The sequence below is a fragment of the uncultured Deefgea sp. genome, from assembly GCF_947072475.1.
Taxonomy (GTDB): domain Bacteria; phylum Pseudomonadota; class Gammaproteobacteria; order Burkholderiales; family Chitinibacteraceae; genus Deefgea.
This window is the reverse complement of sequence record NZ_CAMTIA010000048.1, coordinates 1-25,037: the sequence shown is the minus strand read 5'-3', so window position 1 is coordinate 25,037 and position 25,037 is coordinate 1. Positions and strand designations below refer to the sequence as shown.

At 50.6% G+C, this 25,037-nt stretch carries 28 protein-coding genes and 1 pseudogene; 14 read left to right on the top strand and 15 right to left on the bottom strand.

Translation table 11 applies throughout. The annotated features are described in order from the left end of the window. Window positions 1–80 precede the first annotated feature (80 nt). The 3 genes from napA to napF are packed head-to-tail and all read right to left on the bottom strand — an operon-like array spanning window position 81 to window position 3,366. On the bottom strand, window positions 81–2,624 hold the full coding sequence (gene napA, locus Q0V82_RS13325; protein WP_297576521.1) for a nitrate reductase catalytic subunit NapA: 2,544 nt from the start codon (window positions 2,622–2,624) through the stop codon (window positions 81–83). 2 nt (window positions 2,625–2,626) lie between these two features. Continuing rightward, complete coding sequence (locus Q0V82_RS13320; RefSeq protein ID WP_297576519.1) at window positions 2,627–2,890, bottom strand: chaperone NapD; 264 nt, start codon at window positions 2,888–2,890, stop codon at window positions 2,627–2,629. Next, entirely contained in the window at window positions 2,887–3,366 is a 480-nt protein-coding gene (napF, locus tag Q0V82_RS13315; RefSeq protein ID WP_297576518.1) for a ferredoxin-type protein NapF, read from the bottom strand. The genes Q0V82_RS13320 and napF overlap by 4 nt, the downstream gene beginning before the upstream one ends. Before the next feature lie 322 nt (window positions 3,367–3,688). Between napF and Q0V82_RS13310 the strand changes: the two genes are divergently transcribed. Both Q0V82_RS13310 and narL read left to right on the top strand, forming a co-directional pair. Continuing rightward, window positions 3,689–5,527: a HAMP domain-containing protein gene (locus tag Q0V82_RS13310; protein WP_297576516.1), complete on the top strand. Its 1,839-nt coding sequence runs from the start codon at window positions 3,689–3,691 to the stop codon at window positions 5,525–5,527. An 11-nt stretch (window positions 5,528–5,538) separates the two neighbouring features. Then, a complete protein-coding gene (narL, locus tag Q0V82_RS13305) occupies window positions 5,539–6,186 on the top strand; it encodes a two-component system response regulator NarL (protein ID WP_297576515.1) in 648 nt (215 codons plus the stop codon). A 349-nt stretch (window positions 6,187–6,535) separates the two neighbouring features. Here narL and Q0V82_RS13300 read toward each other — a convergent pair whose 3' ends face one another. The 11 genes from Q0V82_RS13300 to ccmA all read right to left on the bottom strand — a co-directional run bounded on the left by Q0V82_RS13300 (window position 6,536) and on the right by ccmA (window position 15,637). Then, window positions 6,536–8,164 carry a phosphoethanolamine transferase gene (locus Q0V82_RS13300; RefSeq protein WP_297576514.1) on the bottom strand — a complete coding sequence of 543 codons (1,629 nt, stop codon included), beginning with the start codon at window positions 8,162–8,164 and terminating at the stop codon, window positions 6,536–6,538. Then, the gene (locus tag Q0V82_RS13295; RefSeq protein ID WP_297576513.1) at window positions 8,157–8,876 is read right to left on the bottom strand and encodes a phosphatase PAP2 family protein; all 720 of its coding nucleotides are present in this window, start codon (window positions 8,874–8,876) and stop codon (window positions 8,157–8,159) included. Before Q0V82_RS13295 ends, Q0V82_RS13300 begins: the two co-directional genes overlap by 8 nt. Window positions 8,877–9,032: 156 nt before the next feature. After that, window positions 9,033–9,902, bottom strand: a complete 870-nt coding sequence (gene ccmI / locus Q0V82_RS13290; RefSeq protein WP_297576511.1) for a c-type cytochrome biogenesis protein CcmI — start codon at window positions 9,900–9,902, stop codon at window positions 9,033–9,035. Further along, window positions 9,889–10,377 carry a cytochrome c-type biogenesis protein gene (locus tag Q0V82_RS13285; RefSeq protein ID WP_297576509.1) on the bottom strand — a complete coding sequence of 163 codons (489 nt, stop codon included), beginning with the start codon at window positions 10,375–10,377 and terminating at the stop codon, window positions 9,889–9,891. Before Q0V82_RS13285 ends, ccmI begins: the two co-directional genes overlap by 14 nt. Continuing rightward, window positions 10,374–10,892, bottom strand: a complete 519-nt coding sequence (locus tag Q0V82_RS13280; RefSeq protein WP_297576507.1) for a DsbE family thiol:disulfide interchange protein — start codon at window positions 10,890–10,892, stop codon at window positions 10,374–10,376. The genes Q0V82_RS13285 and Q0V82_RS13280 overlap by 4 nt, the downstream gene beginning before the upstream one ends. Continuing rightward, a complete protein-coding gene (locus Q0V82_RS13275) occupies window positions 10,889–12,856 on the bottom strand; it encodes a heme lyase CcmF/NrfE family subunit (RefSeq protein WP_297576505.1) in 1,968 nt (655 codons plus the stop codon). The genes Q0V82_RS13280 and Q0V82_RS13275 overlap by 4 nt, the downstream gene beginning before the upstream one ends. Continuing rightward, window positions 12,853–13,332 (bottom strand): cytochrome c maturation protein CcmE, encoded by a 480-nt coding sequence (ccmE, locus tag Q0V82_RS13270; protein ID WP_297576504.1) that lies wholly within the window; start codon window positions 13,330–13,332, stop codon window positions 12,853–12,855. Before ccmE ends, Q0V82_RS13275 begins: the two co-directional genes overlap by 4 nt. Next, entirely contained in the window at window positions 13,329–13,505 is a 177-nt protein-coding gene (gene ccmD, locus Q0V82_RS16595) for a heme exporter protein CcmD (protein WP_374758550.1), read from the bottom strand. Before ccmD ends, ccmE begins: the two co-directional genes overlap by 4 nt. A 41-nt stretch (window positions 13,506–13,546) precedes the next feature. Next, entirely contained in the window at window positions 13,547–14,320 is a 774-nt protein-coding gene (gene ccmC, locus Q0V82_RS13265; RefSeq protein WP_297576502.1) for a heme ABC transporter permease CcmC, read from the bottom strand. 25 nt (window positions 14,321–14,345) lie between these two features. Then, window positions 14,346–15,020, bottom strand: coding sequence for a heme exporter protein CcmB (ccmB, locus tag Q0V82_RS13260; RefSeq protein WP_297576500.1), 675 nt, complete (start codon window positions 15,018–15,020; stop codon window positions 14,346–14,348). Then, window positions 15,017–15,637 carry a cytochrome c biogenesis heme-transporting ATPase CcmA gene (gene ccmA, locus Q0V82_RS13255; RefSeq protein WP_297576498.1) on the bottom strand — a complete coding sequence of 207 codons (621 nt, stop codon included), beginning with the start codon at window positions 15,635–15,637 and terminating at the stop codon, window positions 15,017–15,019. Before ccmA ends, ccmB begins: the two co-directional genes overlap by 4 nt. Window positions 15,638–15,924: 287 nt before the next feature. Here ccmA and moaA point away from each other — a divergent pair, with 287 nt between their 5' ends. From moaA to moaC, 10 genes and pseudogenes are all read left to right on the top strand, one after another. Then, complete coding sequence (gene moaA / locus Q0V82_RS13250; protein ID WP_297576496.1) at window positions 15,925–16,929, top strand: GTP 3',8-cyclase MoaA; 1,005 nt, start codon at window positions 15,925–15,927, stop codon at window positions 16,927–16,929. Window positions 16,930–17,128: 199 nt separating this feature from the next. Beyond that, on the top strand, window positions 17,129–17,776 hold the full coding sequence (locus Q0V82_RS13245; RefSeq protein ID WP_297576494.1) for an Eco29kI family restriction endonuclease: 648 nt from the start codon (window positions 17,129–17,131) through the stop codon (window positions 17,774–17,776). Beyond that, complete coding sequence (locus Q0V82_RS13240) at window positions 17,773–18,912, top strand: DNA cytosine methyltransferase (protein WP_297576492.1); 1,140 nt, start codon at window positions 17,773–17,775, stop codon at window positions 18,910–18,912. The genes Q0V82_RS13245 and Q0V82_RS13240 overlap by 4 nt, the downstream gene beginning before the upstream one ends. A gap of 25 nt (window positions 18,913–18,937) precedes the next feature. Next, the gene (gene mobB / locus Q0V82_RS13235) at window positions 18,938–19,447 is read left to right on the top strand and encodes a molybdopterin-guanine dinucleotide biosynthesis protein B (RefSeq protein WP_297576490.1); all 510 of its coding nucleotides are present in this window, start codon (window positions 18,938–18,940) and stop codon (window positions 19,445–19,447) included. Window positions 19,448–19,474: 27 nt separating this feature from the next. Beyond that, the gene (locus Q0V82_RS13230) at window positions 19,475–19,672 is read left to right on the top strand and encodes a helix-hairpin-helix domain-containing protein (protein WP_297576489.1); all 198 of its coding nucleotides are present in this window, start codon (window positions 19,475–19,477) and stop codon (window positions 19,670–19,672) included. Between the two features lie 103 nt (window positions 19,673–19,775). Next, window positions 19,776–20,966 (top strand): gephyrin-like molybdotransferase Glp, encoded by a 1,191-nt coding sequence (gene glp, locus Q0V82_RS13225; protein ID WP_297576488.1) that lies wholly within the window; start codon window positions 19,776–19,778, stop codon window positions 20,964–20,966. Window positions 20,967–20,977: 11 nt separating this feature from the next. Next, window positions 20,978–21,226, top strand: coding sequence for a MoaD/ThiS family protein (locus Q0V82_RS13220; RefSeq protein WP_297576487.1), 249 nt, complete (start codon window positions 20,978–20,980; stop codon window positions 21,224–21,226). A gap of 1 nt (window position 21,227) precedes the next feature. After that, window positions 21,228–21,692 (top strand): molybdopterin synthase catalytic subunit MoaE, encoded by a 465-nt coding sequence (gene moaE / locus Q0V82_RS13215; RefSeq protein ID WP_308445224.1) that lies wholly within the window; start codon window positions 21,228–21,230, stop codon window positions 21,690–21,692. 2 nt (window positions 21,693–21,694) lie between these two features. Then, window positions 21,695–22,246 (top strand): annotated as a pseudogene (mobA, locus tag Q0V82_RS13210) (molybdenum cofactor guanylyltransferase MobA); the annotation flags it as partial. A gap of 51 nt (window positions 22,247–22,297) precedes the next feature. Next, window positions 22,298–22,810, top strand: a complete 513-nt coding sequence (moaC, locus tag Q0V82_RS13205; protein ID WP_297576524.1) for a cyclic pyranopterin monophosphate synthase MoaC — start codon at window positions 22,298–22,300, stop codon at window positions 22,808–22,810. Window positions 22,811–22,891: 81 nt separating this feature from the next. Here moaC and Q0V82_RS13200 read toward each other — a convergent pair whose 3' ends face one another. Beyond that, window positions 22,892–23,275 carry a SirB2 family protein gene (locus Q0V82_RS13200; protein WP_297576485.1) on the bottom strand — a complete coding sequence of 128 codons (384 nt, stop codon included), beginning with the start codon at window positions 23,273–23,275 and terminating at the stop codon, window positions 22,892–22,894. Between the two features lie 91 nt (window positions 23,276–23,366). Here Q0V82_RS13200 and Q0V82_RS13195 point away from each other — a divergent pair, with 91 nt between their 5' ends. Beyond that, window positions 23,367–24,104, top strand: coding sequence for a pseudouridine synthase (locus tag Q0V82_RS13195; RefSeq protein ID WP_297576483.1), 738 nt, complete (start codon window positions 23,367–23,369; stop codon window positions 24,102–24,104). Window positions 24,105–24,234: 130 nt separating this feature from the next. Then, window positions 24,235–24,975, top strand: coding sequence for a TlyA family RNA methyltransferase (locus Q0V82_RS13190; protein ID WP_297576481.1), 741 nt, complete (start codon window positions 24,235–24,237; stop codon window positions 24,973–24,975). The last annotated feature ends 62 nt before the right edge of the window (window positions 24,976–25,037 follow it).

Sequence of the window (25,037 nt, the reverse complement as noted above, 5' to 3'; positions counted from 1 at the left end):
TGGGTGTAGCTTTCATTTTATTAAGGTATTGCCATCTAAGTCATTGCTAGCAATGTTTAGAAGGCAATACCCATTCTCCATTAAGCTTTAACGACTTTAACCGCACATTTTTTGTAGTCAGTTTGCTTAGAAATTGGACACGTTGCATCCAAAGTCAGCTTGTTGACCAAACGGCCTTCGTCAAAAAATGGAATGAAGATCAAGCCCACTGGTGGTTTATTACGACCGCGCGTTTCGAGGCGCGCTTTGATTTCGCCACGACGTGAAGCCACTTTGACCACCATACCGCGTTGCAAACCGCGTTTTTTGGCGTCGTTCGGATTCATAAACACCATCGCTTCTGGCACCGCTTTATGCAGCTCAGGTACGCGGCGCGTCATCGTGCCGGTATGCCAATGTTCCAGCACACGACCGGTACATAGCCACATATCAAAATTGGCATCGGGCATTTCGGGTGGCGCTTGGTAAGGCAGCGCAATGATGTTGGCACGGCCGTCTTTATTGCCATAAAAGCGCACGCCTTCGCCTTTTTTCACATAAACGTCGTAGCCTTCACGGTAGCGCCACTTGGTTTCTTTGCCGTTGACAACGGGCCAGCGCAAGCCGCGCGCTTGGTGGTAAAGATCAAACGGCGCTAAGTCATGGGCGTGGCCGCGACCAAACTGGGCGTATTCTTCAAACAAGCCTTTTTGCACGTAAAAACCAGCCAGCTTGGCTTCAAAGTTTTCAAAGCCTTTTTGCAAGTCGGCGTTTTTAAACTGATTCACCTGACCGTTCACAAACAAGATGTCGTATAAGGTTTTGCCTTTAACGCTGCTTTGCTTGGCGATTAAATCGGCCGGCCAAACTTCTTCTACTTTGAAGCGTTTCGCAAATTGCATCAGCTGCCACAAATCAGATTGTGCTTCGCCCGGGGCATTGACTTGTTGCCGCCAGAATTGCGTGCGGCGCTCGGCATTACCAAATGCGCCTTCTTTTTCCACCCACATCGCGGTTGGCAAGATCAAATCGGCGGCTAAAGTCGACGCGGTTGGATACGGATCCGACACCACGATAAAGGTGTCAGGACGACGCCAGCCCGGATAGAGCTCTTCGTTAATATTCGGGCCAGCTTGCATATTGTTATTACACATTTGCCAATACACTTTGACCTTGCCATCTTTGATCGCACGCGCCATGGCCACAGCGTGCAAACCGATCTTGCCCGGAATCGTGCCGTCGGGCAGCTTCCAGATTTTTTCGGCGGTTTTGCGATGTTCTGGATTGGTCACCACCAAATCGGCGGGCAAGCGATGCGCAAACGTACCGACTTCACGCGCAGTACCACAGGCCGATGGCTGGCCAGTCAATGAGAATGGGCTATTGCCCGGCTCGGCGATTTTGCCGGTGAGCAAGTGAATGTTGTAAATCATATTGTTCGCCCAAGTACCACGGGTGTGCTGGTTAAAGCCCATGGTCCAGAACGAAGTGACTTTGATTTTTGGATCGGCGTACAGCTCAGCCAAAGCAATCAAGCGGTCTTGCGGAATGCCACATAATTTACTGACTTTATCTACCGGATAATCAGCAACAAATTTAGCAAATTGCTCAAATGAGTAGTCTTTCATCTCATTGGGATTGCCCTTAGGCTTGCCATCGGCACCGGCGTAGCCGTTCTCTTTGGCCTTGGTTTCGAGTGGATTATTCGGGCGCAAGCCGTAGCCAATATCATCGACGCCAAGCTTGAAATTACAGTGCGCTTTAACAAAGTTTTGATTCACTCGACCGGTCGAGATGATGTGATGGCAAATAAAATTCATCATCGCCAAATCGGTTTGTGGCGTGAAGACCATGCCATAACCGGTGTCGGCCAATTCAAACGAGCGATGCTCGTAAGTCGAAAGGACCGATACTTTGACTTTCGGGTTGGATAAACGGCGGTCGGTAATGCGGCTCCATAAAATCGGATGCATTTCGGCCATATTCGAGCCCCACAATACAAACGCATCGGCGACTTCGATATCGTCATAACAGCCCATCGGTTCATCCATACCAAAGGTACGCATAAAGCCGGTCACCGCCGAGGCCATACAGTGGCGGGCGTTGGGGTCAATATTATTGCTGCGAAAACCGGCTTTCATGAGTTTGGAAGCGGCATAGCCTTCCCAAACAGTCCACTGGCCAGAGCCAAACATCGCAATCGATTCTGGACCGCTGGTTTTGAGCGCGTCTTTCCATTTCAATTCCATGATGTCGAACGCTTCATTCCAGCTCACTGGCGTGAATTCACCGTTTTTATCGTATTTGCCGTTTTTCTTACGCAGTAGCGGCTGAGTTAAGCGATCTGAGCCGTACATGATTTTAGAAAGGAAATAGCCTTTGATGCAGTTTAAACCGCGATTGACTTCGGCATCAGGGTCGCCCTGAGTGGCCACCACGCGGCCATTTTGCGTGCCGACCAAGACCGCACAGCCCGTGCCACAGAAGCGGCAAGGGGCTTTATCCCAACGAATCGCGTCTTGACCCGCGCCCGCTGTAGCAGGCAAGGTTTTGGCGGGGGCGGCTTGTGCTAACGGAATACCGGCACTGGCCGCAGCGGCGGCGACGGCAGATATTTTAATAAAGTCACGGCGGTCTAAACTCATGCTCATTGCTCCTGTTTTAATGTTTTTGGCGGCGCGTTTTCTTCGTCGCAATATTCATAGGCCAACGTGGCTGAGGCGACGTTGGGGATGTTTTGAATTCGGGTCAGCATTTCGGTGCAGCGCACCCCGGGTACGTCTTCAACGGTGATAATCAGCTTGCCTTCATGCTCGACGTGAATCTCAACGCCGGGCACTTGGATGACAGCGGCTTTGACCGCGTCAAGTTGGCCCGGAACGGCGCGGATCACGAGGCTGAAAATATTCATACAAGACACTCCCTTATTTGGATGCTTTGGCTGGGGCAAGGTGCAAAGCACGCACCGCAACCGGTACATTGCTCGGTTTGAATTCGCGGCTGGGCTACTTTGCCGATGGCCAATTCAAAGTGGATGGCTTTGGCATCACAACTTTCGCCGCAAATTCGGCAATCCACGCCGTGTTGCGCGAGGCAGCGATCATCGATGCTGGCGCGCAAATGCCAAGGCGTACAACGGTCTAAATCGAGCGCCTTGCTGTGGCACGCTGTGGTGCAATCGGCACAAAAAGTGCATTCACCGCGTGAAAAATCAATCGTCGGAAAACCACCGCTGCCCAGTTGAATAATCTGACTGGGGCAAGCCTCGACGCAGTCGCCACAGCGCGTACAGCGAGTAAAAAAATCCTCAGCTGACCATGGCGGCGCCGGGGTGGTCGACGTTTGTGGGCGGCGGCCCCTTAATAGATTGCGGCGGGATACATCCACAGCAGCATCCAACCTGATTAATTAGATAAAAATAAGGGTATTCGGCGGGGCGTAAGCGGACAATGCCCTTAAGGGGGTAGGGTTTATTTTTTGCTATGAAAGTACCGCTTTGTGGGTAGTGCGGTGGGTTTGGCAGTTTGCCTAAAGTGGAGTGACGTGGTGTACTTGGGTTTTGCTGTTGTTCCCATGCTTGGGTAGCGCGGCTATCGCGCTTTAGCGTTAGTGCTGATGCCAATGGCACTGTAGATTGAAGATTGTTTTTGGCGTTGAATCAGCCAATTATCACGAGTATGGAAATTTGGAGGTATGGTTTTTGCGCATCATGAATTATTTTCGGCACGCCTCAATTTTGCGATTTATTACACAAGCCTTGCTGTTTATGGTTTTGCCCGCTTTTTTAGCTTTATTTTTAAGTTGGGTTACCGTGGTGTATTCGACAGGAGAGGGTACGGCGATCAATGTCGCGGGCTCACTGCGCAAGCAAACCTACCTGATTGTGGCCACCCATTTGGCATCACCATCGCATGTCTCGAGCAATATGCCGGCATTGCAGCAAGCAGTGCAAGAGTTTGAGCGCGATTTATATGGCCCGGAATTACTCAAAAACTTATCGACCGACCCGAGCGACGCCGTGCGTCATGCGTATGATCAGCTCGAAAAAGCATGGCGTACTGAGGTAAAAAGCATTTTAGCCGCACCGCATTCCGATGATAATTTGCTCTCTAGAGCGGTGCATTTTGTGGATTTGATTGATACCTATGTGCAAGCCATCGAAGCCAAACACGAGGCGCGTTTACAGTGGCTGGGGCAGATTCAATGGATTGCGATGGGCAGTATGGTGCTGGTCTTTGTGCTGACTTTACTGTGGCTGACGCGGCGAGTGACGCGGCCTTTAGTCGCCATGGCCGCTGCCGCCAAAAAAATCAAACAAGGCGATTTAGGCGTTCAAGTTCCTGAAGATGGTGCCGGTGAAATTACGCTACTGGGCCAATCGATGAATCATATGGTGGCCGAGCTGGCATTGGGTATCGAAGTACTTGAAGCGCGGGTGGCGGAAAAAACCCAAGCCTTATCGCAAAACCAGCGCAGCTTAGAGCTGCTGTATAGCACCAAGCAGTTATTGTCCGACCAAGAGCCCAATCAAGCGACGTTTGATCAGGTGTTGGTGGATGTGGGGGCCTTGATCGAGCTGGAGCATGCGGCGATTTGCCTTACCGAAACCGAGCAAGCCCCAAAAGCGTTTCGTTTGGCCTTAATGCCGAGCACCGCCGCAGAAAGCTGTGAAAAAGATGATTGTGCTAACTGTGTTGAAGGGGTGAATGCACCAGCGCAATCGAATAATAAACCGGTGTTTCAGCTCACCGATGGCTTAAACAATTACGGCATTATGCCGATTCAGCTCAAAACGCAGCAAGCCTTGCTCGATTGGCAGCAACAATTACTCGAAGCCGTGGCGCGGCAAATCGGTACTGCGCTGGCTAATGCCAAACGCAAACAAGATTTACATCGCTTGGCGCTGCATGACGAGCGCAGTGTGATTGCGCGCGAGTTGCATGACTCATTGGCGCAATCGCTATCGTATTTAAAAATCCAAGTGGTGCGCTTACAAAATCAGTTTCCTGAAGCGCAGCGCAGTGACACCGCCAATGCGGCATTGTTTGAACTGCGTGAAGGTTTAAATGGCGCTTATCGACAATTGCGCGAGCTACTCAATACCTTTCGCTTACAAATGAACGAGCGTGGTTTAACCGAGGCGTTGGAAAAAACCGTCAGTGAATTTGTCGATCGAGCACAGCACAGCATTAGCCTTGATAATCGTTTGCTCGGCGTTGAATTGGCTGCGCATGAAGAGATTCATATTTTGCAAATTGTGCGTGAAGCTTTAGTCAATATCGAGCGTCATGCCGAAGCGCAGCATGCTTGGGTGAGTTTGGCTTGGGAAGGTGAACAGATTGTGGTCAAAATCGCCGATGATGGCGTGGGTTTAGCCAACCATCCGGAGCGTAAGCAGCATTATGGTTTGGGCATCATGCGCGATCGCGCGACCAATTTAAATGGTGAATTACAATTTTTACATCGTGAGCCGTGTGGCACACTGATAGAACTACGCTTTATTCCGACTACGCCGTTTGCGGCGTCCAATTCAACGCAACCGTCTTGAGAATTGAGAAAATGAACGAACAATTTAATGTCATCGTAATCGATGATCACCCGCTATTTCGTAAAGGTGTGGTGCAGCTGTTGGCACTCGATCCACGATTTGTCGTCGTGGGTGAAGCGGCGAGTGGCGCTGAGGGGCTGGTCTTGGTGCAAGAGCACAATCCGGATTTAGTGATTTTAGATCTGAATATGAAAGGCATGGACGGGATTGCCACGCTACGCGCGATGAAGGAGCTTGATATTGATTCGCGCATTGTGATGCTCACAGTGTCGGATCAATCCGCCGATCTGGTCGCCGCAGTACGCGCTGGCGCAGATGGTTATTTATTAAAAGACATGGAGCCCGAAGAAATCGTCGCGCGCTTGGCCGAAGCACTTGACGGGCAAATGGCGATTCCAGAACGCTTGGGCCGCGCCTTGGCTTTGGCTTTGCGTGAAGACGATGGCAGCGAGCGTAATGCGATGTTGGCATCGCTGACCGATCGCGAGCGCGAAATCTTAGTCTGTTTGGCGCATGGACTATCGAATAAATTAGTCGGCCGTGAGCTGGGCATTGCCGAAGGCACGGTCAAAGTGCACGTGAAAAGCTTGCTCAGAAAACTCAGCTTTCGTTCCCGCCTTGAAGCAGCGATTTGGGCGGTGGAGTTGGGGATTAAGTAGGTATATAAATACAGAGTATTATAAATATGCTCTGTGATTATATACCTAATAAGAAGCGATAATATTCAGATGGCGTGTTGATGGGTTTAAGTGCCTGCGGCACGGCTGTTTACAGTCGCAGTCCGCGACGGGGACTCACTTTTCTTGCGTCGCCAAGAAAAGTAAGCAAAAGAAGGCGCCCCGAGCGCGCATCGGTCCCCGATGCCCTCGATTGTCGTGAGCCAAACGATAAAGCTGTTTGTCTCCCTTCCGCACTCGGTGCGCTTGGACGGGTTTTTAAGCCCCAGACCTACGAGCGCGGCACAGCATGAGACCTATCTTAATCAATTCGCCCTAAACCACCGCGCATTTATTGCGCGGTTTTGGCTTTGCACGAGGCGAACCAATCGAGCTCGGTTTGATACAGCGACGTTTTAATGTCGAGCAAGCCTAAGGTCGAATGAAATAGATTGTCGTGTGAATACGGCTGGCCGGCTTTCTGTTGCATGCAGCCTAAGTTGATCTTGGCTTGCTGCGCAAATTCAGGCGACAGCCACAGCATGGCAGGCACATGAGTTTGCTCGCTCGGCGCCAGCATATACGGCGCGCCATGTAGGTATAGGCCATTCTCGCCAAGTGATTCGCCGTGGTCAGACAGATACATCATGGCGGTATCAACGCGATGGCTATTTTTGCGCAATAGATCAATCACATTCGACAACACATAGTCGGTATACAGCAGCGAATTGTCGTAGCTATTGAGAATCTGTTCTCGGCTGCAACGGTTAAGCTGTTTGTCATCACACGTTGGTTTAAATTTGGCAAAAGCGGGTGGATAGCGTTTGAAATACGCCGGACCATGGCTGCCCATCATGTGCAGCACAATGACCGCGTCTTGCTGTTGGGCGTCGATTTTTTCTTGCAGTCCGCTAAGTAAAGCTTCATCCCAGCATTCGCTGTCTTTACACAGTTTAGGGTCGGCGCTTGCGATCATGGTTTCATTGGGAACGCGATCACACGTGCCTTTGCAGCCCGATTGATTATCGCGCCACAGCACTTGATAACCGGCTCTTTGCACCACATCAAGCAAACCTTGGTGGCTTTTGGCTTGGTTTTCGTCGTAATTGGCTTTGCCAAATTTAGAAAACATACACGGCAGCGAAACGGCGGTATCGGTACCACACGAGCTTACTTGCGGCAGATTAATCAAACCGGCTTGTTGTTTCAGCAGCGGATTGGTTTCTCGGCTATAGCCATTGAGTGAAAAATTAGCCGCTCTGGCGGTTTCACCAACGATAATAATGGTGAGTTTAGGGCGACTTTGCGGTATGTGCGTATGTTTGGCGTCGCTGCCAATTTCGGCAACCACAATCGGCTTGAGATTCACGTTGTGTTTTAAAAAGCTAGAGCTGGCTTGGATAAAATTCATTGGGGTAATTAAATAACGCAATTCGCGGTTATTGCGAAACACCGAAGCAAATTCTTTATAAAAGCCAAAGCTCACCAGCAATAGCAGCACGATACTGCCCACAATCACACTAGTTTTAACCATGGCTTCGCGGCGAAATGGTCGATATTGAATCGGCGTTTTCCATAGCAGATACAGCGGTAAACCGCCTAACACCAGCCAATACAGCGCCATTTTTAGGGTGAGTAAATCTAAGGTTTCGGTCAGATTGGTTTGCGCGGCATTACGCAGCATGCCAGCGTTGATCATGATGCCAAATTGCGACATGAAATACACCACGAATGGCGTAATCACTAGCAATACACTTAAAACCGGCTTAATCACATAAGGTAGTGCCAGCAGTGTGAATATGAGATTGAGCACCAATATTAAAAAGCTCGCACCAATCAACATAAACAGCCAACCGGCTGCATTATCTGGATTTTGTATCGTATATAGTTGCTGCCAAAAAACATGATTGCAGGCAAAAACAAAAAATAGCGTGGCAATCAGGGTAAGTTTTTCGCTGGTTAAAGCTTTAAATTTAAACATGCGTCAATTCCATTTTGCGTACAGGGGGCCATACGCAGTACCAAAGTAATAAAACCACCCAAATCGTCCACAACGTCCATAAATTGTGCGACAAAAAGTGTGCGCCGCGCATCATTTGCGCCCAGCCCATGGCGGTGCCAAAGATTAAACCTGCGGCTAGGCCGACATAAGCCCGGCGCCGATTCAGATCGAGTAAGCCAAAATAAAACGCTAACAAAGCATAACCGCCAGACGCATGGCCACCGGGCATACATTGTCCGGGTTTAGCGCCGATGGGCAGTGCGCCCCACAAAGGAATTTTTGCGGCATAGCCGCCGTAAAGACTTAAATCCCACGGGCAAGCATGGTTGCTGAAAGATTTTAAAATCGAGATGCTCAGCGCTGCCAACCCCATACCACATAAAATCCAGCCAATACGGCGGCGATGAGCTTGCAGTTTGGGATATTTCCAGCTCGCGGCCCATGCTGCGAGCAAGAGTAGCGCAGGTAAAATCATCAAGTCTTTTAGGCCTTGATGCATAAACTGGCTGAGAAAAACCTGGTCTTTGAGGAAAAAACGCTGTTGAAGTGGATCAAAATACGGCGCGATGAGTATCTGATCCCATTGCGTTTGTGGATAAATCAGCGCGAGAAACAAGCCGCTTAAAATAGCAATCAGCCAATGCCATGGGCGTATCAGGGATGTTCGAGATCGGTGCTGACGCATAGTCATTTGGCTGCTCAGCCAAGCTTGGCAAAGAAAGAGGCGCTCAGTGTAACGATACTGTTACTGGCGTGTCATAAAAATATTGTATCCAAATATACGCTGATTTGGATGGGGAAAAAAATGGCACAGCGTGGTCGCTGTGCCATTGAAATAGCGCTGATTTTAGGGATGAGCCGCAGCGGCGGTGCCAGAGGCTTGGCGATCTTGTAATGTACGAATTTCGCCTTTGAGCCAGACTTCATCTTCTGAGCCCGGATCGAGTAAGACGAGTAGTTTGTTCCACCAGCGGACGGCCGAAGCATAATCGCCACGTTCAACGGCGGCGCTGCCTGCGAGCATCAGTGCATCGGGTTCGCTGGCATTCAAATCGAGCGATTTCACCAGCAGCTCAGTGGGTTTGCCGGTAAAGCCATTGTTTTCAATCGCCAATACCCCGGCAAATCGGGCTAGCTCGCCGGGGTCTTTTTCGAGTAAAGGCCAGGATTTTTCATACGCTTGTGCCGCCTCGGTATAGCGCGCTTGTGCGCGATAGCTGCGTGCCAGCATTAACCAACCGGCGGTATCATTGGGCTCGAGCGCCATTCTGGCTTCGAGTTTTTTCACCATGCTATCGACTTCAGCCGGGCCAACATTCGGGCTTTGATGCTTGCTTGGGTCGAGCGCCGCAGGCGTGCCAATTTTAAAATACAGTCCCCCCGCCGCCAGTGGCAACACAATGGCCAGAATCAAAGCAATCTTGTTCGCTGGCAGTGTTTTTTGCTGTTCGCTGCTGGCATCAGCCCGACCCACTTCGGCCACCAATCGCGCTTGGGCTTCTTGTTTTGCGGCAGCAAAATCATCTTGGCTTAAACGGCCATCGCGTAAATCGTCGTCGAGCTCTTCTAGAATTGTTTCGTGCAAAGCATAGCGTGCACGGCGAATGTCACCGGCGGCAGAGCGGCCACGCAATAAAGGCCAGAGCAACATCAGCAAGCAAATAACCAGCAGTAGCGCGCAGATGAAAGTGAAGATGCCAATATTAGTCGCGTTCATGATTCTTCCCGTCAAATTCTTGTTGTAATGCTTTGATCGCATCGTCGTCAGCATCGCTGTCGGCATCGGTCTTTGGTGCTGGCGGTGATGCGCGGCGAAGGCGTAACCACAATAAAACCAGCCCTGTCAGCAATAACACCGGCGGCAACAACCACAGCAACAGCGTGCGCGCTTTAAAAGGCGGGCGGTAGGTGACAAAGTCGCCATAGCGATCGGTTAGATAATTGATGATTTGAGCGTTATCTTTGCCCAGCGCGATTTGTTCGCGCACTTCGCGGCGCAAGTCTTCCGCCAAGGGCGCTTGTGAGCTGGCTAGGCTTTCGTTTTGGCACACTAGGCAACGCAGCTCGGCAGAGAGTTCAACCAGCCGCGCCTCGGCGATGGGATTACTGGTAATCGATGAGGCGGTTTTGGCCGACACGGTGAGCGAGAGCGCCAGTAGTAGCGGCATGAGCCAGTAAAAAGAGCGTTTCATCGTTGGGCCTTTTGTAGCTCGGGCAAGAGTTTGTCTTTAAACACTTGCTGGGTGACTGCACCAATGTGTTTGTACACAATGCGCCCGGCTTTATCGATGACAAAGGTTTCTGGCACGCCGTACACGCCATAATCCACGCCAACGCGGCCTTCACGATCGGCAACGACAACTTTATACGGATTGCCGCGCAGCGCCAGCCAATCTTTGGCATCGCGATCTTGGTCTTTGTAATTCAAACCAACAATTGGGAAGTCATACGATTTGGCGATGTCGTTGAGCACCGGATGCTCTTGAATGCAGGCGCTACACCATGAGGCCCACACATTCAGTAGCCATGCTTTGCCTTGCAGCTCGCTCGGCGAAAACTGGCCGGGGGTATCGAGCCGATCTAATTCAAATTGCGGCGCGGGTTTGCCGATTAACACCGAAGGCAGTTCACGCGGATTGAGCGTGAGCCCAATCCCAAGCAGCACCGCCAAGCCAAAGAAAATCATCAGGGGTAGGTAGCGCTTCATGCTGATTTACCCCATTTTTTTTGCCGGTAACGGCGATCACTCAGCGCAATGATGCCGCCCAAGCCCATTAAAATGCAGCCATACCAAATCCAGCCCACCAGCGGTTTGTAGTGCACGCGAATTAACCAGTCGTCTTTAAACGGATCTTTGCCTAATGGCTCGCCAAGCGAAACATAAATATCTTTAATCGGCGTGTGATTAATCGCCGCTTCAGTCATTGGCATTTGGCTGGAGAAATACTGCCGTTTTTCTGGCAGCAAAACGCTTTCGACCTTGTCATTTTTGCTCAGCGTTAATCGCCCAACTAAGGCCGAAAAATTGCTCCCTCGTGCGGAATTCACCGCGTCAAAACGCAAGGTATAGCCCGAAATCGGATGCGTATCGCCCATGGCCATGCGTAAATCATCTTCGTGCTCGTAGCTCGATACAATCGTCACGCCAGCCACAAACACCGCCATCCCCAGATGGGCGATATGCATGCCAGAAAACGCCGCCGGCACTTTGCACAGGGCTTGCCACCAAGAAGCGCCGTGCCGATGATGGCTGATTAAACGTAAGCTCCAATCCCGCGCCGCCGTCAACGCAATCCACAGCGCAATCGCCAGAGCCACCGCGACACCCCAACGCCATTCGCCCCACAAGAGTGGCAAGAGTGCGCCGCCGACTAAGGCCAAAATCAACGGTAGTTGAATCGCCAACCATAAAGTATGCGCGTCTTGGTATTTCCAGCGCACCGTGCCGCTCAGTCCCATGAGGATGAGCGCCGGCATCATCAATGGAATAAACACACTATTAAAATACGGCGGGCCAACCGAGAGTTTGCCTTGCCCTAGCGCATCAATCAGCAAGGGGTAGAGCGTGCCCAGAAACACCGTTGAGCAAGCGACAATCAAAATCACATTATTGGCGAGCAATAATGCTTCGCGAGAGCGCCAGCTAAATGCGCCACCGCCTTCCAGTAACGGCGCACGCCAAGCGTACAGCGCCAAAGAAGTCCCAATCACCAAGCACAAGAAAATCAAAATAAACAAGCCACGCGCCGGATCAGTGGCAAAAGCATGTACCGAGGTTAAAACGCCGGAGCGAACTAAAAAGGTACCGAGTAATGACAGAGAGAACGTGCCAATCGCCAGCAACACCGTCCAATGTTTAAACGCATTGCGCTTTTCGGCCACGGCTAAAGAGTGAATCAAGGCGGTACCGGCTAACCACGGCATAAATGACGCGTTTTCGACCGGATCCCAAAACCACCAGCCGCCCCAGCCCAGCTCGTAATACGCCCAAGCGCTGCCGAGCATAATGCCCAAAGTCAGCGAAACCCAAGCGGCCAAAGTCCATGGTCGGCTCCAACGCGCCCAGCTGGCGTCTAAGCGGCCAGAAATCAGCGCGGCCACGGCAAAAGCAAACGCTACCGAAAAACCGACATAACCCATATACAGCAATGGCGGGTGGAAAATCAGCCCTAAATCTTGCAATAGCGGGTTTAAATCCGCGCCATCAGCGGCTGCTGGCAGTTGACGCGTAAATGGGTTGGAGGTGAATAAAATAAATAAATACAGCCCCGAGCCAATCCAGCCTAAAACGCCGCCGACTAAGGCTTGTACCGATAGCGGCAAGTTTTTCGCAAACACGGCAACCGCCGCACCCCAGCCGGCCAGCATCAACACCCACAATAATAGCGAGCCTTCATGACCACCCCACACTGCGGCGAATTTGTAAAATACCGGCAACAAGCTATTGGATTGTCGAACCACATAGCGAATCGAAAAATCATCTTGCAAAAAAGCCGTCGCCAATAAGGCAAAGGCGATACTGGTGAGCAGCAACTGCAAGACCGCCGCCGGCCGTGCAACGCGCATCAGCGGCAAATTATTATGAATACCACCCCAAATACCGAGTGTGCCTTGGGCAATCGCCACCAGTAGCGCCAAGATCAGCGCAAAGCTACCGAGTTCACCAATCATTGTTGTTCCTTATTGTGCTGTGAGGCCTGACTTGCTGCGAGGTTTTTGGCTGCGGCTTGATGCGCTTGATTAACGGCTTCTTGCGCTTCGGGCGGCATATAGTTTTCGTCATGTTTGGCGAGCACTTCGCTGGCGATAAACGTGCCATTTTCCCAGCGCCCTTGCGCAACCACGCCTTTACCTTCTTTAAATAAATCCGGCAAAATGCCGCGATATTGCACTGGAATATTTTGCGCGGTATCGGTGATGATAAATTGCATCGTTACGCCATCGGCAGCGCGCGCCAAGCTGTTTTCGGCGACCATGCCGCCAACGCGAAATGCGCTATTTTTCGGTGCTTCACCGGCGATAATTTGCGTCGGTGAATAAAAGAAAACCAGATTTTGCCGGAACGCATTCACGATAAAAAAGGTGACTAAGCTCAATGCAATGAGCGCGCCGATAATCCATGCGGCGCGTTTACGTCTGGGGGTCATGAGGCATCCTTGCTAACGGCGGGGGAGGTTGGGTTCATCTGCTGAATCGTCGCTGATCGGCGTATTTGCCGTACGATATTGCGACGCTGGGATTTAATTAATACCCACTCTAGGCATAGGGCTGCAGCACATGCAAAAAATGAGCCCCATACATATACCCCATGGTTTCCCATGGCGATAAAATCACTTAAATTATTCCAATACATCGCGGCTCCTAGGCTTTATTCGCTGGGATGGCGAGTAATTCTTGCACCCAGCGTGTGCGCGCTTCGCGCTGCAAAATCAAATTACGCACTCGGCTCAGCGTGGTGGTGATGGCATACATCCATGCCGCGAGTGACATCAGCAGCATGGCAATGAGCATGGTGCTGGCCATGGTGCTGCCTTTTTCCATTGAAATCGACGCGCCCTGATGCAGCGTATTCCACCATTTCACCGAGAAATAAATTACCGGCACATTAAACACCCCAACAATCGCCAACACCGAGCCGGCTTTATCGGCGCGATCGGGCTCATCAATGCTGCGGGTGAGGGCGATAAAACCCAGATATAGGAAAAACAGCAGCAACATCGACGTTAACCGTGCATCCCAAACCCACCAAGTTCCCCACATTGGCTTGCCCCATAGCGCGCCGGTGAATAGCGATAAAAAAGCCATTAAAGCCCCGGTTGGTGCCAAGGCTTGCGCCATCATGGCCGATAGCCGCGTGCGTAAAATCAAATGCATCACCGACCAAAAAGCCATTGCCACATAAATCAGCATCGCCATCCAGCTGGTTGGCACGTGCAAGAAAATAATCCGATAGCCTTCACCTTGCTGGGCATCGGCCGGCGCAATCGCAAATCCCAACCACAGACCCGCCATGGCCAACAGCACCGCCAGCGTTGCAAACAATGGAATCAATCGACCGGCTAAAGGGTAAAACTGATACGGTGAGGCAAAATGAAAAATATTGAGCCAACGCGGCCCATCGGCATGGGGTTTCATTGCATTCCTAAAGTTGAGTTTGGCATTATTCCACCGCCAATTTAATCGCCATCGCCGCCAGCCAAGGCGCCAAAAACAGCGATCCGCAAGCAATGGCGGCCAGCAAAGAGAGCTCGGCATAGCCGTTTAAACCGCCGGCGACGGCCGCTACCGCGCCACTACCAAAAATTAGCACCGGCGCATACAGCGGCAAGACCAGCAGCGCCAATAACATATCGCCTTGGCGCACGCCTAAAGTGAGCGCCGCGCCGATACTGCCCAGTGCGCTGAGCACTGGCGTGCCGATGAATAAGGTCGCCATGAGCATCAGCAATAAATCGCTACTTAAGCCGTATTGCACGCCAAGCAAGGGCGCGATGAGGGTGAGCGGCACACCGGTGGTGAGCCAATGCGCGACGATTTTGCCGGCAACCATCATGCCAGCTGGTGCTGGGGCGAGCAGTAATTGCTCTAGCGTGCCGTCTTGCCAATCGGCTTGAAATAAACGCGGCAAGGCGAGCAAATTGGCCAAAATGGCGGCAACCCATAAAACACCGGGGCCGATGCGGCTTAATAATTTGGCCTCGGGGCCAATCGCCAATGGAAACAAGCAAGCGACCAAGACAAAAAACACCAGCCCGACCAATAAATCACCGCGCTGCTGCCAAGCCAAAAATAAATCCCGCCGGATCACCGTACAGAAAAAAGCCCAACTACTCATAGCGGCCTCGTCAGGGTGAGCTCAGTCACGTGTTGGATGCTCGGTAGCTGTTGGTGCGAAGTTAAAATAACAATTCCACCTTGCTGGCAATGGTTGTTAATCCATTCACCCAGCTCGCTTTGTGCCGTGGTATCGAGCGCGACAAATGGCTCGTCGAGCAACCACAATGGCCGTGGCGTGGCCAGCAATCTGGCTAAGGCGGCACGTTTTTTTTGTCCTTGCGACAAGCTACGCACGGGTAGATCACATTGCTGCAATAAGCCCACTTTGGCCAAAGTGTGCAAAATTGCCGCCTCTGATAATGGGTTCCCCGCGATTTGTGTCGCCCAATGTAAATTTTGGTATGGACTGAGCAAGTCTTTCAGCGCATCTTTATGCCCTAAATAATGCAGCTGGCCGTGATAATCGTCGCCAAGCTCAGTCAGCGCTTGGCCTTGCCACAAAATCTGCCCTTGATCCGGCTGAGAAAGACCGGCCAGCATTTTAAGTAAACTAGTTTTACCAATGCCATTTTCGCCGCGCAAATGAATGCAATCTCCTGCCTGAAGGGCGAAAGAAAGATTCGAAAAAAGGGGGCGATCACCGCGCTGCGCAGCAATTTGGTCGATTAAAATCATAGGCTTAGTATACGGATTCACTGTTTAGCACAAGCGGGTATTTGGTTCTATCTCGACCCACCCCTAAAGAGGTAGTCCTTAATGCAGGCGGCGGGTTAAAAAAAGTATTTTATAGTGTTTAATGGTCTTATCGGTTTTGCTGCCGTCATCTGAGGCCATATACCTCAGCAAAATTGCGCTGTGGATGGTCGTTTTGACTACACTGTCAGAACGGTGATCATGGCTCGACTGAGTCAATATGCCGTGCGATTCACGTGCAATCCCTTGCTGAAGTCAAAAGGAAAAATATGTCTACGTCCACCTTATCGAGTTCGACCGCTTTGCAAGACCGATTTGGCCGTGCCATACGTTATTTGCGGCTGTCGGTCACCGATCGCTGCGATTTACGCTGTAATTACTGTTTGCCTAAGGGTTTTGACGATTACGAAGAGCCCAAAAACTGGCTCAACTTTGATGAAATGACCCGCTTAGTCGCCATCTTTGCCAAAGCGGGCGTGTCGCGCGTGCGTTTAACCGGCGGCGAGCCTTTATTACGCCGCAATTTGCCTGAATTGGCCGCGCGTTTGGCCGCTTTGCCCGGCGTGGATGATCTGTCTTTATCGACCAATGCCACTCAGCTGGGTAAACACGCGGTGGCGCTCAAAGCGGCCGGCGTTAAGCGCATCAATGTTAGTCTGGATTCGCTGGATAAGGGCTGTATTAATACCATCACCGGTCGGGATAGTTTCGACGCGATTATGGCCGGAATTATGGCAGGCAAGGCTGCAGGCTTTGCGCCGATCAAGCTCAATATGGTCGCCATGCGCGGCGTGAACGAGCATGAAATCCAGCGTATGGTGGCTTTTTGCCTCGAAAATGACTTTATTTTGCGCTTAATCGAAGCCATGCCGATGGGCGACACCGGCCGCAACGCGCAATATATGGATCTGAATCCTATCCGTGAGCAATTAGTGTCGCAGTTTGATCTGATTCCTGAAGTTGCCGAATTAGGCGGTGGGCCAGCGCGTTATTGGCAAACGCAAGACGGCAGTGGCCGAGTTGGTTTTATTACGCCCATTTCACAGCATTTTTGCGCCACGTGTAATCGAGTGCGTTTGGCCGTTGATGGCACTTTGTATATGTGTTTGGGCCAAGAAGAAAAATTTGAATTCGCGCCCTTATTGCGCGGTGGCGCAACGGACGAAGAAATCCTCGCTGCCTTGCAGCATGCGATTGAATTAAAACCTGAAAAGCATGAATTTAAAGAGCAGCCCGGCAAGATTATCCGTTTTATGTCGCAAACGGGTGGCTAGGTATTGGGTTGTGGCCATTGCTGGCCAATGGTTGTGTTGATATACGGTGGTATGTAGGTCGGATAAGGCGCAGGCCTTGTCCGATTTTTTTCTATTTTAGAACAGCCTCCTTTTTTTGTTACTTGAAGCCAGCCCTCCGTGATTTACTTATGTATGAGAAAATCTGAACCTCAATTAATATTTCGAAAAATCAAATAATATGAAGCCTCAAGCATTTGATCGAAGTAAGCATGTATACAAAAATGATGCTTTTGCCGAATTAGTCAAAGATGCCGTTCGATTTTTTAATGGCACTCCTATTTACTCCCTTCCTCCTTCAGAGTCTTTCCTGGGTACAGGGGTTTATGCGTTGTATTACACGGGTAACAATCCGCTTTATCAGCGATATGCCGAGCTAAATCGCCTTTCTTATAATTATCCTATCTATGTTGGCAAAGCAGTTCCAAAAGGGTGGCGGCAAGCTCGCTCTTCGGACAGCGAGCTCACTCAGTCTCACGAACTAAACGGTCGCCTTCGCGAGCATAGTCGAAGCATTAAAGTTGGAGCGGATATTTTGCTTGAGGACTTTATGTGTCGCTTTGTTATTTTCGAAGCAGAAAGCTCTGACATGATTAGTACCATTGAGGCTGCCCTCATTAAACTAAATCGACCGCTTTGGAATGTGGCAATGGATGGATTTGGCAATCATGACCCAGGATCTGGTCGATATGGGCAGGCTAAATCTGATTGGGACGTTATCCATGAGGGTCGGATGTGGGCAAATAAGTGCAATGGCACTCATTCTGAAAAGAATGTAATTTTTGCAAAAATTCAAGCGCACCTGACAAGTTTGGGTTCATCTTCATGAAAACTCTTGAGATATTTTCAGGCGCTGGTGGCTTAGCTAAAGGTTTGGAGTTATCTGGCTTTGAGCATGCCGCCTTTATTGAATTTAATAAACACGCATGTGAATCCCTTCGTGGCAATTTTGATCCAAAGCGCGTTTTTTTTGGTGATATTAAAGATTTTGATTTAGATAGTTTGGAATCAATTGATGTCGTTGCTGGTGGTCCACCCTGCCAACCTTTTTCATTGGGTGGTAAACATAAAGCAAATCAAGATAGCCGCGATATGTTTCCCTATGCAATTCGCACCATTGAACGGCTCTCTCCGAAAGCCTTTGTATTTGAAAATGTAAAGGGCTTGCTTCGACAAACTTTTTCTGAATATTTTGAATATATTATTCTCAGATTAAGTTATCCAGATTTTGTATCGCAAGAAAACGCAGATTGGAGTGAGCATCTGGATGAGTTGCGTAGACTTAACAAGTCCAGTTATACGGGCAAAAAATACGACGTACAGTACAAGCTGATTAATGCAGCTGATTATGGTGTGCCACAAACTCGTGAACGGGTTGTAATTGTTGGTATACGCTCTGATCTTGCTTTGTCATGGTCATTTCCAGTGACAACGCACTCAGAAGATCGGCTGCTCTGGGATATGTATGTGACTGGAAAGTACTGGGAACGCCATCATGTGCCGTCATCATTACAGCCAATTTTAACCGCTGGACTTAAAGCAAAAGTTGTTCGACTCAAAGAAAAATATGGACTATTTGAGCCAGAACTCATGCCGTGGAAAACTGTACGCGATGCTTTGTCAGATACGCCAGATCCTATGTCAGATCATGGCATTATTGATCACGTTTTTCGGGATGGTGCTCGTATTTATCCTGGGCATACAGGAAGTGATTTTGATTGGCCATCAAAAACAATTAAAGCAGGGGGACATGGCGTTCCTGGTGGCGAAAATATGATTCGTTTTCATGATGGTAGTGTTCGCTATTTCACCGCATTTGAAGCAAAACGAATACAAACGTTTCCTGATAACTTTGTTATTAAGGGGGCATGGGGTGAGGCGATGCGCCAGATTGGTAATGCTGTTCCTGTATTGTTGGCCGAGAAAATAGGTGCTGCATTAGCAAGGCAAATAGGTGATCACTGATTTTGAGTGCTAAGGAATTCATCGTATGACCCACATCCTCGGTATTACTGGTTATTCCGGTTCGGGTAAAACCACGCTGATTGAAGCATTGCTGCCGGAACTTGCTCAGCTAGGTTGGCGGGTGAATGTGATTAAGCATTCGCACCATGATTTGGAGCTGGAACCGCCGCGTAAAGATAGCGCGCGGTTTCGCTCGGCAGGCGCAGGCGAGGTGATGGTGGTGTCGCCGTTTCGCTATGCGATTGTGCATGAACTGCGCGGTGCGGCTGAGCCTACGCTGGCCGAGCAAATCGCACGGCTGGCGCCAGCGGATTTAACCTTGTTAGAAGGCTTTAAATCCGAAGAAATCCCCAAAATAGAAATCTGGCGCGAGGCCAATGGCAAACCGCTGCTGTATCCAGATCATGCCAGTATTGTCGCCATCGCGACAGACAGCAAGCTTGAGCAGGCTATACCCCATCTTGATTTGAATGATGTGCCAGCATTGGCGCAGTTTATTTATGCTTTTTTTGCAACTGAATCTCGCAGCGTTTGAGTACAAATTCAGCAAAGTGAGTGCGGCATGAATCCGAGTAAAGTCGATCGAAATCGCTTAAATCAATTGACTGACTTGCCTAATATTGGCCCAGCGCTGGCAAAAGATTTGCAGTTGCTAGGTATTACCGAGGCCAAGCAGTTAATTGGGTGCAGTCCGTATGAATTGTATCTGGCGCTATGTGATATCACGGGGGTGCGGCAAGATCCTTGTGTGCTGTGTTGATCTCAATGACGCGCTTTATGGCGGGCGACGCGCCGCAGCCGTGGTAGGCGTTGATTGCTGAGCGTAAGTGCAGTTTTAAAATTTAATAATGATTGGAGTTTTTATGCTGGATTTTGCGACTGCCCTAGCGAATTTATTGGCGGCTGCGCGCCGAGTGAGCGAGTTTGAACATCTGGATTTATTGGCGGCCAATGGCCGAGTTTTGGCGCACGATGTGATTTCGCCGCTGGCGGTGCCAGGCTTTGATAACAGCGCGATGGATGGATATGCCCTCAATATCGCCGATTTTAACACCCCGCCAGCGGATTTTTTGCTGAGCCAGCGCATTGCGGCCGGTGAAGTAGGGCAGGCTCTCGCGGTGGGTGAGGCGGCGCGGATTTTTACTGGTGCACCGATTCCGGCTGGCGCCAATGCGGTGGCGATGCAAGAAGTCTGCAGCGTGACCGATGGCCGAGTCGTGGTGGCGATGCCACTCAAAAATGGCGCGAATATTCGCCGCGCCGGTGAGGATATTGCGGCGCAATCGGTGGTGTTGATGGCCGGTACTCGTTTGGGCGCGGCAGAAATCGGTTTGGCGGCGTCGATCGGTTGGCCGACTTTGCCGGTGGTGCGGCCACTTAAAGTGGCGCTTTTGAGTACTGGGGACGAGCTGGTTGAGCCGGGTAAACCACTGGCGGCGGGGCAGATTTATAACTCTAACCGCTATGCGCTACATACTTTGCTGCAAACTTTGGGCTGCGCAGTAACTGATTTTGGCATTGTCGGCGATGATAGGGCGGCGACGATTGAATTACTGACGATTGCCGCCGAGCAAAACGATGTGGTGATCACCTCTGGCGGGGTATCGGTCGGTGAAGAAGATCATGTAAAGGCTGCAGTTGAATACCTAGGGTCATTAGATTTGTGGAAAATCGCCATGAAGCCGGGCAAGCCGTTTGCCCATGGCCGAATTGCTGAGGCTGATTTTATTGGTTTGCCGGGTAATCCAGTGTCGAGCATGGTGACATTTTTAATGCTGGTGCGACCGTTTTTATTAGCGCGTCAAGGCGTAACGGCACTTGATCCGGTGAGTTTGCCGCTGATCGCTGCATTTGATTGGAAAAAAGCCGGCGATCGCCGCGAGTTCTTGCGAGTGCGTTTGAATGCGGCCAGCCAAGTGGAGCTATTCCCACGACAAGGATCGGGCGTGTTGACGTCGATGGTGTGGGGCGATGGTTTGGTGGATTTGGCGGCAGGGCAAACGATTAGCGCCGGTGATATGGTGACTTACTTGCCGTTGTCGGCCTTGGTTTAAGGAGTTCAAATATGATTAATTTGGTTTATTTTGCCCGCTTAAAAGAAGTTTTTGGGGTGGCCGAAGAAGTGCTACCCAGCACGCCTGCCACGGTGGCCGACGTAATCGCGCTATTGGCGGCGCGCGGCGGTGTTTGGCACGATGAATTGGCGACTGGCAAAGTGTTTCGCGTTGCAATCAATCAAGAAATGGCGCAATTGAGCGATGCGATTGGCGATGGTGCCGAGGTGGCGATTTTTCCGCCAGTGACGGGGGGCTGATATGACTCTGATGCCGGATGTGATTCGCGTGCAAACGCAGGATTTTGATGTCGCCGCCGAATATGCGCGCCTGGCCGGTGATGCCACGGTGGGCGCGGTGGTGATGTTTGTTGGCCGCGTGCGCGACCTTAATCCACAGCCAGAATTAATTGCTTTAGAGCTAGAACATTACCCCAGAATGACCGAAAAAGCGCTGCATGCCATTGTGCTCAAGGCGCGTGCGCGTTGGGATTTAGGCGCAGTGACGGTGATTCATCGCGTGGGGCCGATGCAGCCCGCTGAGCAAATAGTGTTGGTTTTAACGGCCAGTGCCCATCGGGATTCAGCCTATATGGCAAATGCGTATATCATGGATTACTTGAAAACTGAGGCGCCGTTTTGGAAGAAAGAAGTGACTGCCAACCACAGCATTTGGGTTGATGCGCGCGAATCTGACAGCACGGCAAAGCAACGTTGGGAAGGGTAATAATGATGGTTGATGCGGTAATCTTGGCCGGTGGTGAAGGGCGTAGAATGGACGGGCGCGATAAAGGCTTGGTTGAGCTATCGGGTCGCCCTTTGATCGAATGGTGCTTAGAGGGTTTACAGCGTCAATCGGTATCGGTCGATCATGTGTTGATCTCTGCAAATCGCAATTTGCCTGATTATGCGCGTTACGGTTATGCGGTGCTGCGCGATGTTTATCCAAGTCATCCCGGGCCTTTGGCTGGGATTCATTCGGCATTTTTGGCGTCGCCAGCTGAAATGATGCTGGTCGTTCCTTGTGATTTACCGTTTTTACCGCCGGATTTATTGCTTAAATTACGCGCAGAAATGGCGCGCTCGGGCGCGCAAGCTGTGGTCGCCAAAACCGCCGATGGCCGCATTCACCCGACGATTTGTTTGCTACGCAAAGGCGTGCTCGCGTCTTTAGTTGAGCATTTATCAAGTAATCGCTTAAAGATGTTGGATTGGTTAGAGAGTATTCAGGCTGTGAGTTTAACTTTTGCAGAAGGCAGTTTCCCCAATTTAAATACCCCCGACGATTTAGCCGGCTTGGCTGCGCGCTTATCCGGCGTTGAAGCCATCCCGGTGGCCGGTGGTTTAACGCATTTTAATAGCGCGGGCGACGCGCATATGGTCGACGTTGGCAAAAAAGCGGAAACGCATCGCATTGCCACCGCGCAAGGCGAGATTCGGATGTTGCCCGATACCTTGCGCATTATCGAAGACGGCACAAATAAAAAAGGCGATGTGCTCGGGGTCGCACGAATTGCGGCGATTATGGCGGCGAAAAAAACCAGCGATTTAATCCCGCTATGTCATCCTTTGCCGCTGACTAAAGTGAGTGTTGATTTTAATATTGATCGACAAAAATCAACGGTGCGCTGCAGCGTCACTTGTGAAACCTACGGTAAAACCGGCATCGAAATGGAAGCTTTAACCGCCGTTAACGTTGGCCTGCTCACGATTTACGATATGTGTAAAGCGGTGGATAAAGGCATGGTAATGAACGACATTCGCCTGCTGGAGAAAATCGGCGGTAAGTCGGGGCATTGGTTGAGTGAGTCAAGCGACACTGCGTCAGCAATGCCGCTGATTTAAGTCTCTGAACGATTTGGGTCAAAGCGTTTACTTTTGCCCAAATCCCAAATCCCAAATCCCAAATCGATTTATCGTTGTGACTTAAGCCCAAATCATTGGGTTTTTGCTGATCGCCACAAAGATCATATACACAAACACCGCGATTGCGGCGATAAAGGCGATGACGCGGGTGCGGTAGGTTTTACCGCGTTTAATCGCAATCGTTCCCAAAATAATATACAGCGCCAAAGCAATCAGCTTGGCCATCAACCATGGGTGCGCGCCGGGTTTCATGCCGGCCATCAGCGCCAAACTAAAACCGGCAATCAATAGGCCGGTATCAATAATGTGCGGGGTGATGCGTAACACGGGGTGTTGCAACATTGCCGATTGCTTGAGCATTAAAACGCCGCGTAATAAGAACAGCAGGCCAGAAAGGCCAATTAAAGTCAGATGCAAGTGCTTAATGCCTAGATAATATTCCATGCTTTTGTCTCGATGTGATGAATAGGTCTTATGCCTAGACGATTAAAACAGTAAAATGTTGCATTGTCGGCCTTTATTAGCAGAAAAAATTATGGAAGAACCCCTACGCTTATCCAAACGCATGGCCGAATTGGGCTTATGCTCGCGTCGCGAGGCCGATGAATATATTGCCCGTGGCTGGGTCTTGGTCGATGGCCAAGTAGTTGATGTACTCGGGACTAAGATTTTACCCAGTCAGCAAGTTGAGCTGCATAAATTTGCCGCTCAAGTACAAGCTGGCCGCGCAACGATTTTGATTAATAAGCCGGTGGGCTATGTTTCTGGCCAAGCCGAAGACGGCTACGAGCCTGCGGTGGTGTTATTTAAGCCAGAAAACCATTGGGTTGGCGACAATAGCGGCATTCCTTTTTCGCCGGTGCATTATCAAGGTCTCGCGCCAGCTGGGCGCTTGGATATTGATTCGGTTGGACTCTTGGTGTTGACGCAAGACGGCGTGGTGGCTAAAACCTTGATCGGCGAAAACTCTCAAGTTGAAAAAGAATATCTAGTGCGCGTTTCTGGGCATTTAAAAGCCGATGGCTTACGTTTACTCAATCACGGCCTTGAGCTCGATGGCGCTAAACTCAAACCGGCGCGGGTTTGGTGGCAAAATACCGATCAATTGCGCTTTATTTTGCGTGAAGGTAAAAAACGCCAAATTCGCCGGATGTGTGAGTTAGTGGGTTTAGAAGTCGTCGGTTTGCAGCGGATTCGCGTTGGCCGGATTTTGCTCGGTGATTTACCACGCGGCCAATGGCGCTATTTAAGCCCAGACGAATCATTTATTTGATTGGATAGCACTGCGTTTGGCGTGGTGTGTATTGGCTAATCGCCCTCTTTTTAGAGGGCGTTTTGATTGGTAGTGCATCCGTTGCGGAGTTGTTAATCGGCGCGCTGCGGATTTATTTTTTGGAAGCAATATGCGTGCTGATTTATGGCTGCTTGAATTGGGTTTGGCCACGTCGCGCACTGCAGCGCAAACGATGATTTTGGCTGGACGAGTGTGGGTTGATGGTCAGCAGATTCATAAGGTTGCGAGCAAGGTCTCTCCCGCGTCTGAAATCAGCGTCACGCCGGATGAGTTGGATCGCTATGTATCACGCGGCGGGCTTAAATTGGCCGGCGCTTTGGCCACGGCGGGTGTGGAGGTCAGCGGCTTTTTGGCGCTGGATGTCGGTATTTCGACTGGCGGCTTTACCGATTGCTTATTGCAGTCGGGTGCGCGGCGCGTGGTCGGCATTGAGGTGGGGCATGATCAATTACACCCGCGCTTGGCTGCTGATGCGCGAGTGACGCAGTTTGAAGGCGTCAATGCGCGGCATTTAAATCTTGCCATGATCGAATCTGCGCTCGATGCACCGCTGGATTTAGTGGTGGGTGATGTGTCGTTTATCTCGCTGAGCTTGGTATTGCCCGCATTGCGCTCAGTGTTACCGGTGGGTGGGCGTTTATTGTTTTTGGTGAAGCCGCAATTTGAATTAGGCCCACAGGCCTTGGGTAAAGGCGGCATCGTTCGCGATGACAGCCTTTATCCACAAGTTGAAGCTAAAATTTGCCTTGCCGCAACGGAGAATCAATTTCGTGTGCTCAATTATTTCGCTAGCCCGATTGCCGGTGGCGATGGCAATCGAGAATTTTTTATTGATGCGGTGGCGATTTAATATCTTGAGGTAATGTTCAGATTTGGTGTTGATGCTGTGCCGCGCTCGTCGAGCTGGGGCTT

Coding starts and splice junctions, on each gene's coding strand:
- moaE (WP_308445224.1), top strand. CDS start 21,228: ATGACTCTGATGCCGGATGTGATTCGCGTGCAAACGCAGGATTTTGAT.
- Q0V82_RS13220 (WP_297576487.1), top strand. CDS start 20,978: ATGATTAATTTGGTTTATTTTGCCCGCTTAAAAGAAGTTTTTGGGGTG.
- Q0V82_RS13200 (WP_297576485.1), bottom strand. CDS start 23,275: ATGGAATATTATCTAGGCATTAAGCACTTGCATCTGACTTTAATTGGC.
- Q0V82_RS13245 (WP_297576494.1), top strand. CDS start 17,129: ATGAAGCCTCAAGCATTTGATCGAAGTAAGCATGTATACAAAAATGAT.
- napA (WP_297576521.1), bottom strand. CDS start 2,624: ATGAGTTTAGACCGCCGTGACTTTATTAAAATATCTGCCGTCGCCGCC.
- Q0V82_RS13190 (WP_297576481.1), top strand. CDS start 24,235: ATGCGTGCTGATTTATGGCTGCTTGAATTGGGTTTGGCCACGTCGCGC.
- Q0V82_RS13300 (WP_297576514.1), bottom strand. CDS start 8,164: ATGTTTAAATTTAAAGCTTTAACCAGCGAAAAACTTACCCTGATTGCC.
- Q0V82_RS13310 (WP_297576516.1), top strand. CDS start 3,689: ATGAATTATTTTCGGCACGCCTCAATTTTGCGATTTATTACACAAGCC.
- ccmA (WP_297576498.1), bottom strand. CDS start 15,637: ATGATTTTAATCGACCAAATTGCTGCGCAGCGCGGTGATCGCCCCCTT.
- ccmE (WP_297576504.1), bottom strand. CDS start 13,332: ATGACCCCCAGACGTAAACGCGCCGCATGGATTATCGGCGCGCTCATT.
- ccmC (WP_297576502.1), bottom strand. CDS start 14,320: ATGAAACCCCATGCCGATGGGCCGCGTTGGCTCAATATTTTTCATTTT.
- glp (WP_297576488.1), top strand. CDS start 19,776: ATGCTGGATTTTGCGACTGCCCTAGCGAATTTATTGGCGGCTGCGCGC.
- Q0V82_RS13195 (WP_297576483.1), top strand. CDS start 23,367: ATGGAAGAACCCCTACGCTTATCCAAACGCATGGCCGAATTGGGCTTA.
- moaA (WP_297576496.1), top strand. CDS start 15,925: ATGTCTACGTCCACCTTATCGAGTTCGACCGCTTTGCAAGACCGATTT.
- ccmI (WP_297576511.1), bottom strand. CDS start 9,902: ATGAACGCGACTAATATTGGCATCTTCACTTTCATCTGCGCGCTACTG.
- Q0V82_RS13285 (WP_297576509.1), bottom strand. CDS start 10,377: ATGAAACGCTCTTTTTACTGGCTCATGCCGCTACTACTGGCGCTCTCG.
- mobB (WP_297576490.1), top strand. CDS start 18,938: ATGACCCACATCCTCGGTATTACTGGTTATTCCGGTTCGGGTAAAACC.
- Q0V82_RS13320 (WP_297576519.1), bottom strand. CDS start 2,890: ATGAATATTTTCAGCCTCGTGATCCGCGCCGTTCCGGGCCAACTTGAC.
- Q0V82_RS13240 (WP_297576492.1), top strand. CDS start 17,773: ATGAAAACTCTTGAGATATTTTCAGGCGCTGGTGGCTTAGCTAAAGGT.
- Q0V82_RS13275 (WP_297576505.1), bottom strand. CDS start 12,856: ATGATTGGTGAACTCGGTAGCTTTGCGCTGATCTTGGCGCTACTGGTG.
- ccmD (WP_374758550.1), bottom strand. CDS start 13,505: ATGGGAAACCATGGGGTATATGTATGGGGCTCATTTTTTGCATGTGCT.
- Q0V82_RS13295 (WP_297576513.1), bottom strand. CDS start 8,876: ATGACTATGCGTCAGCACCGATCTCGAACATCCCTGATACGCCCATGG.
- ccmB (WP_297576500.1), bottom strand. CDS start 15,020: ATGAGTAGTTGGGCTTTTTTCTGTACGGTGATCCGGCGGGATTTATTT.
- narL (WP_297576515.1), top strand. CDS start 5,539: ATGAACGAACAATTTAATGTCATCGTAATCGATGATCACCCGCTATTT.
- Q0V82_RS13230 (WP_297576489.1), top strand. CDS start 19,475: ATGAATCCGAGTAAAGTCGATCGAAATCGCTTAAATCAATTGACTGAC.
- Q0V82_RS13280 (WP_297576507.1), bottom strand. CDS start 10,892: ATGAAGCGCTACCTACCCCTGATGATTTTCTTTGGCTTGGCGGTGCTG.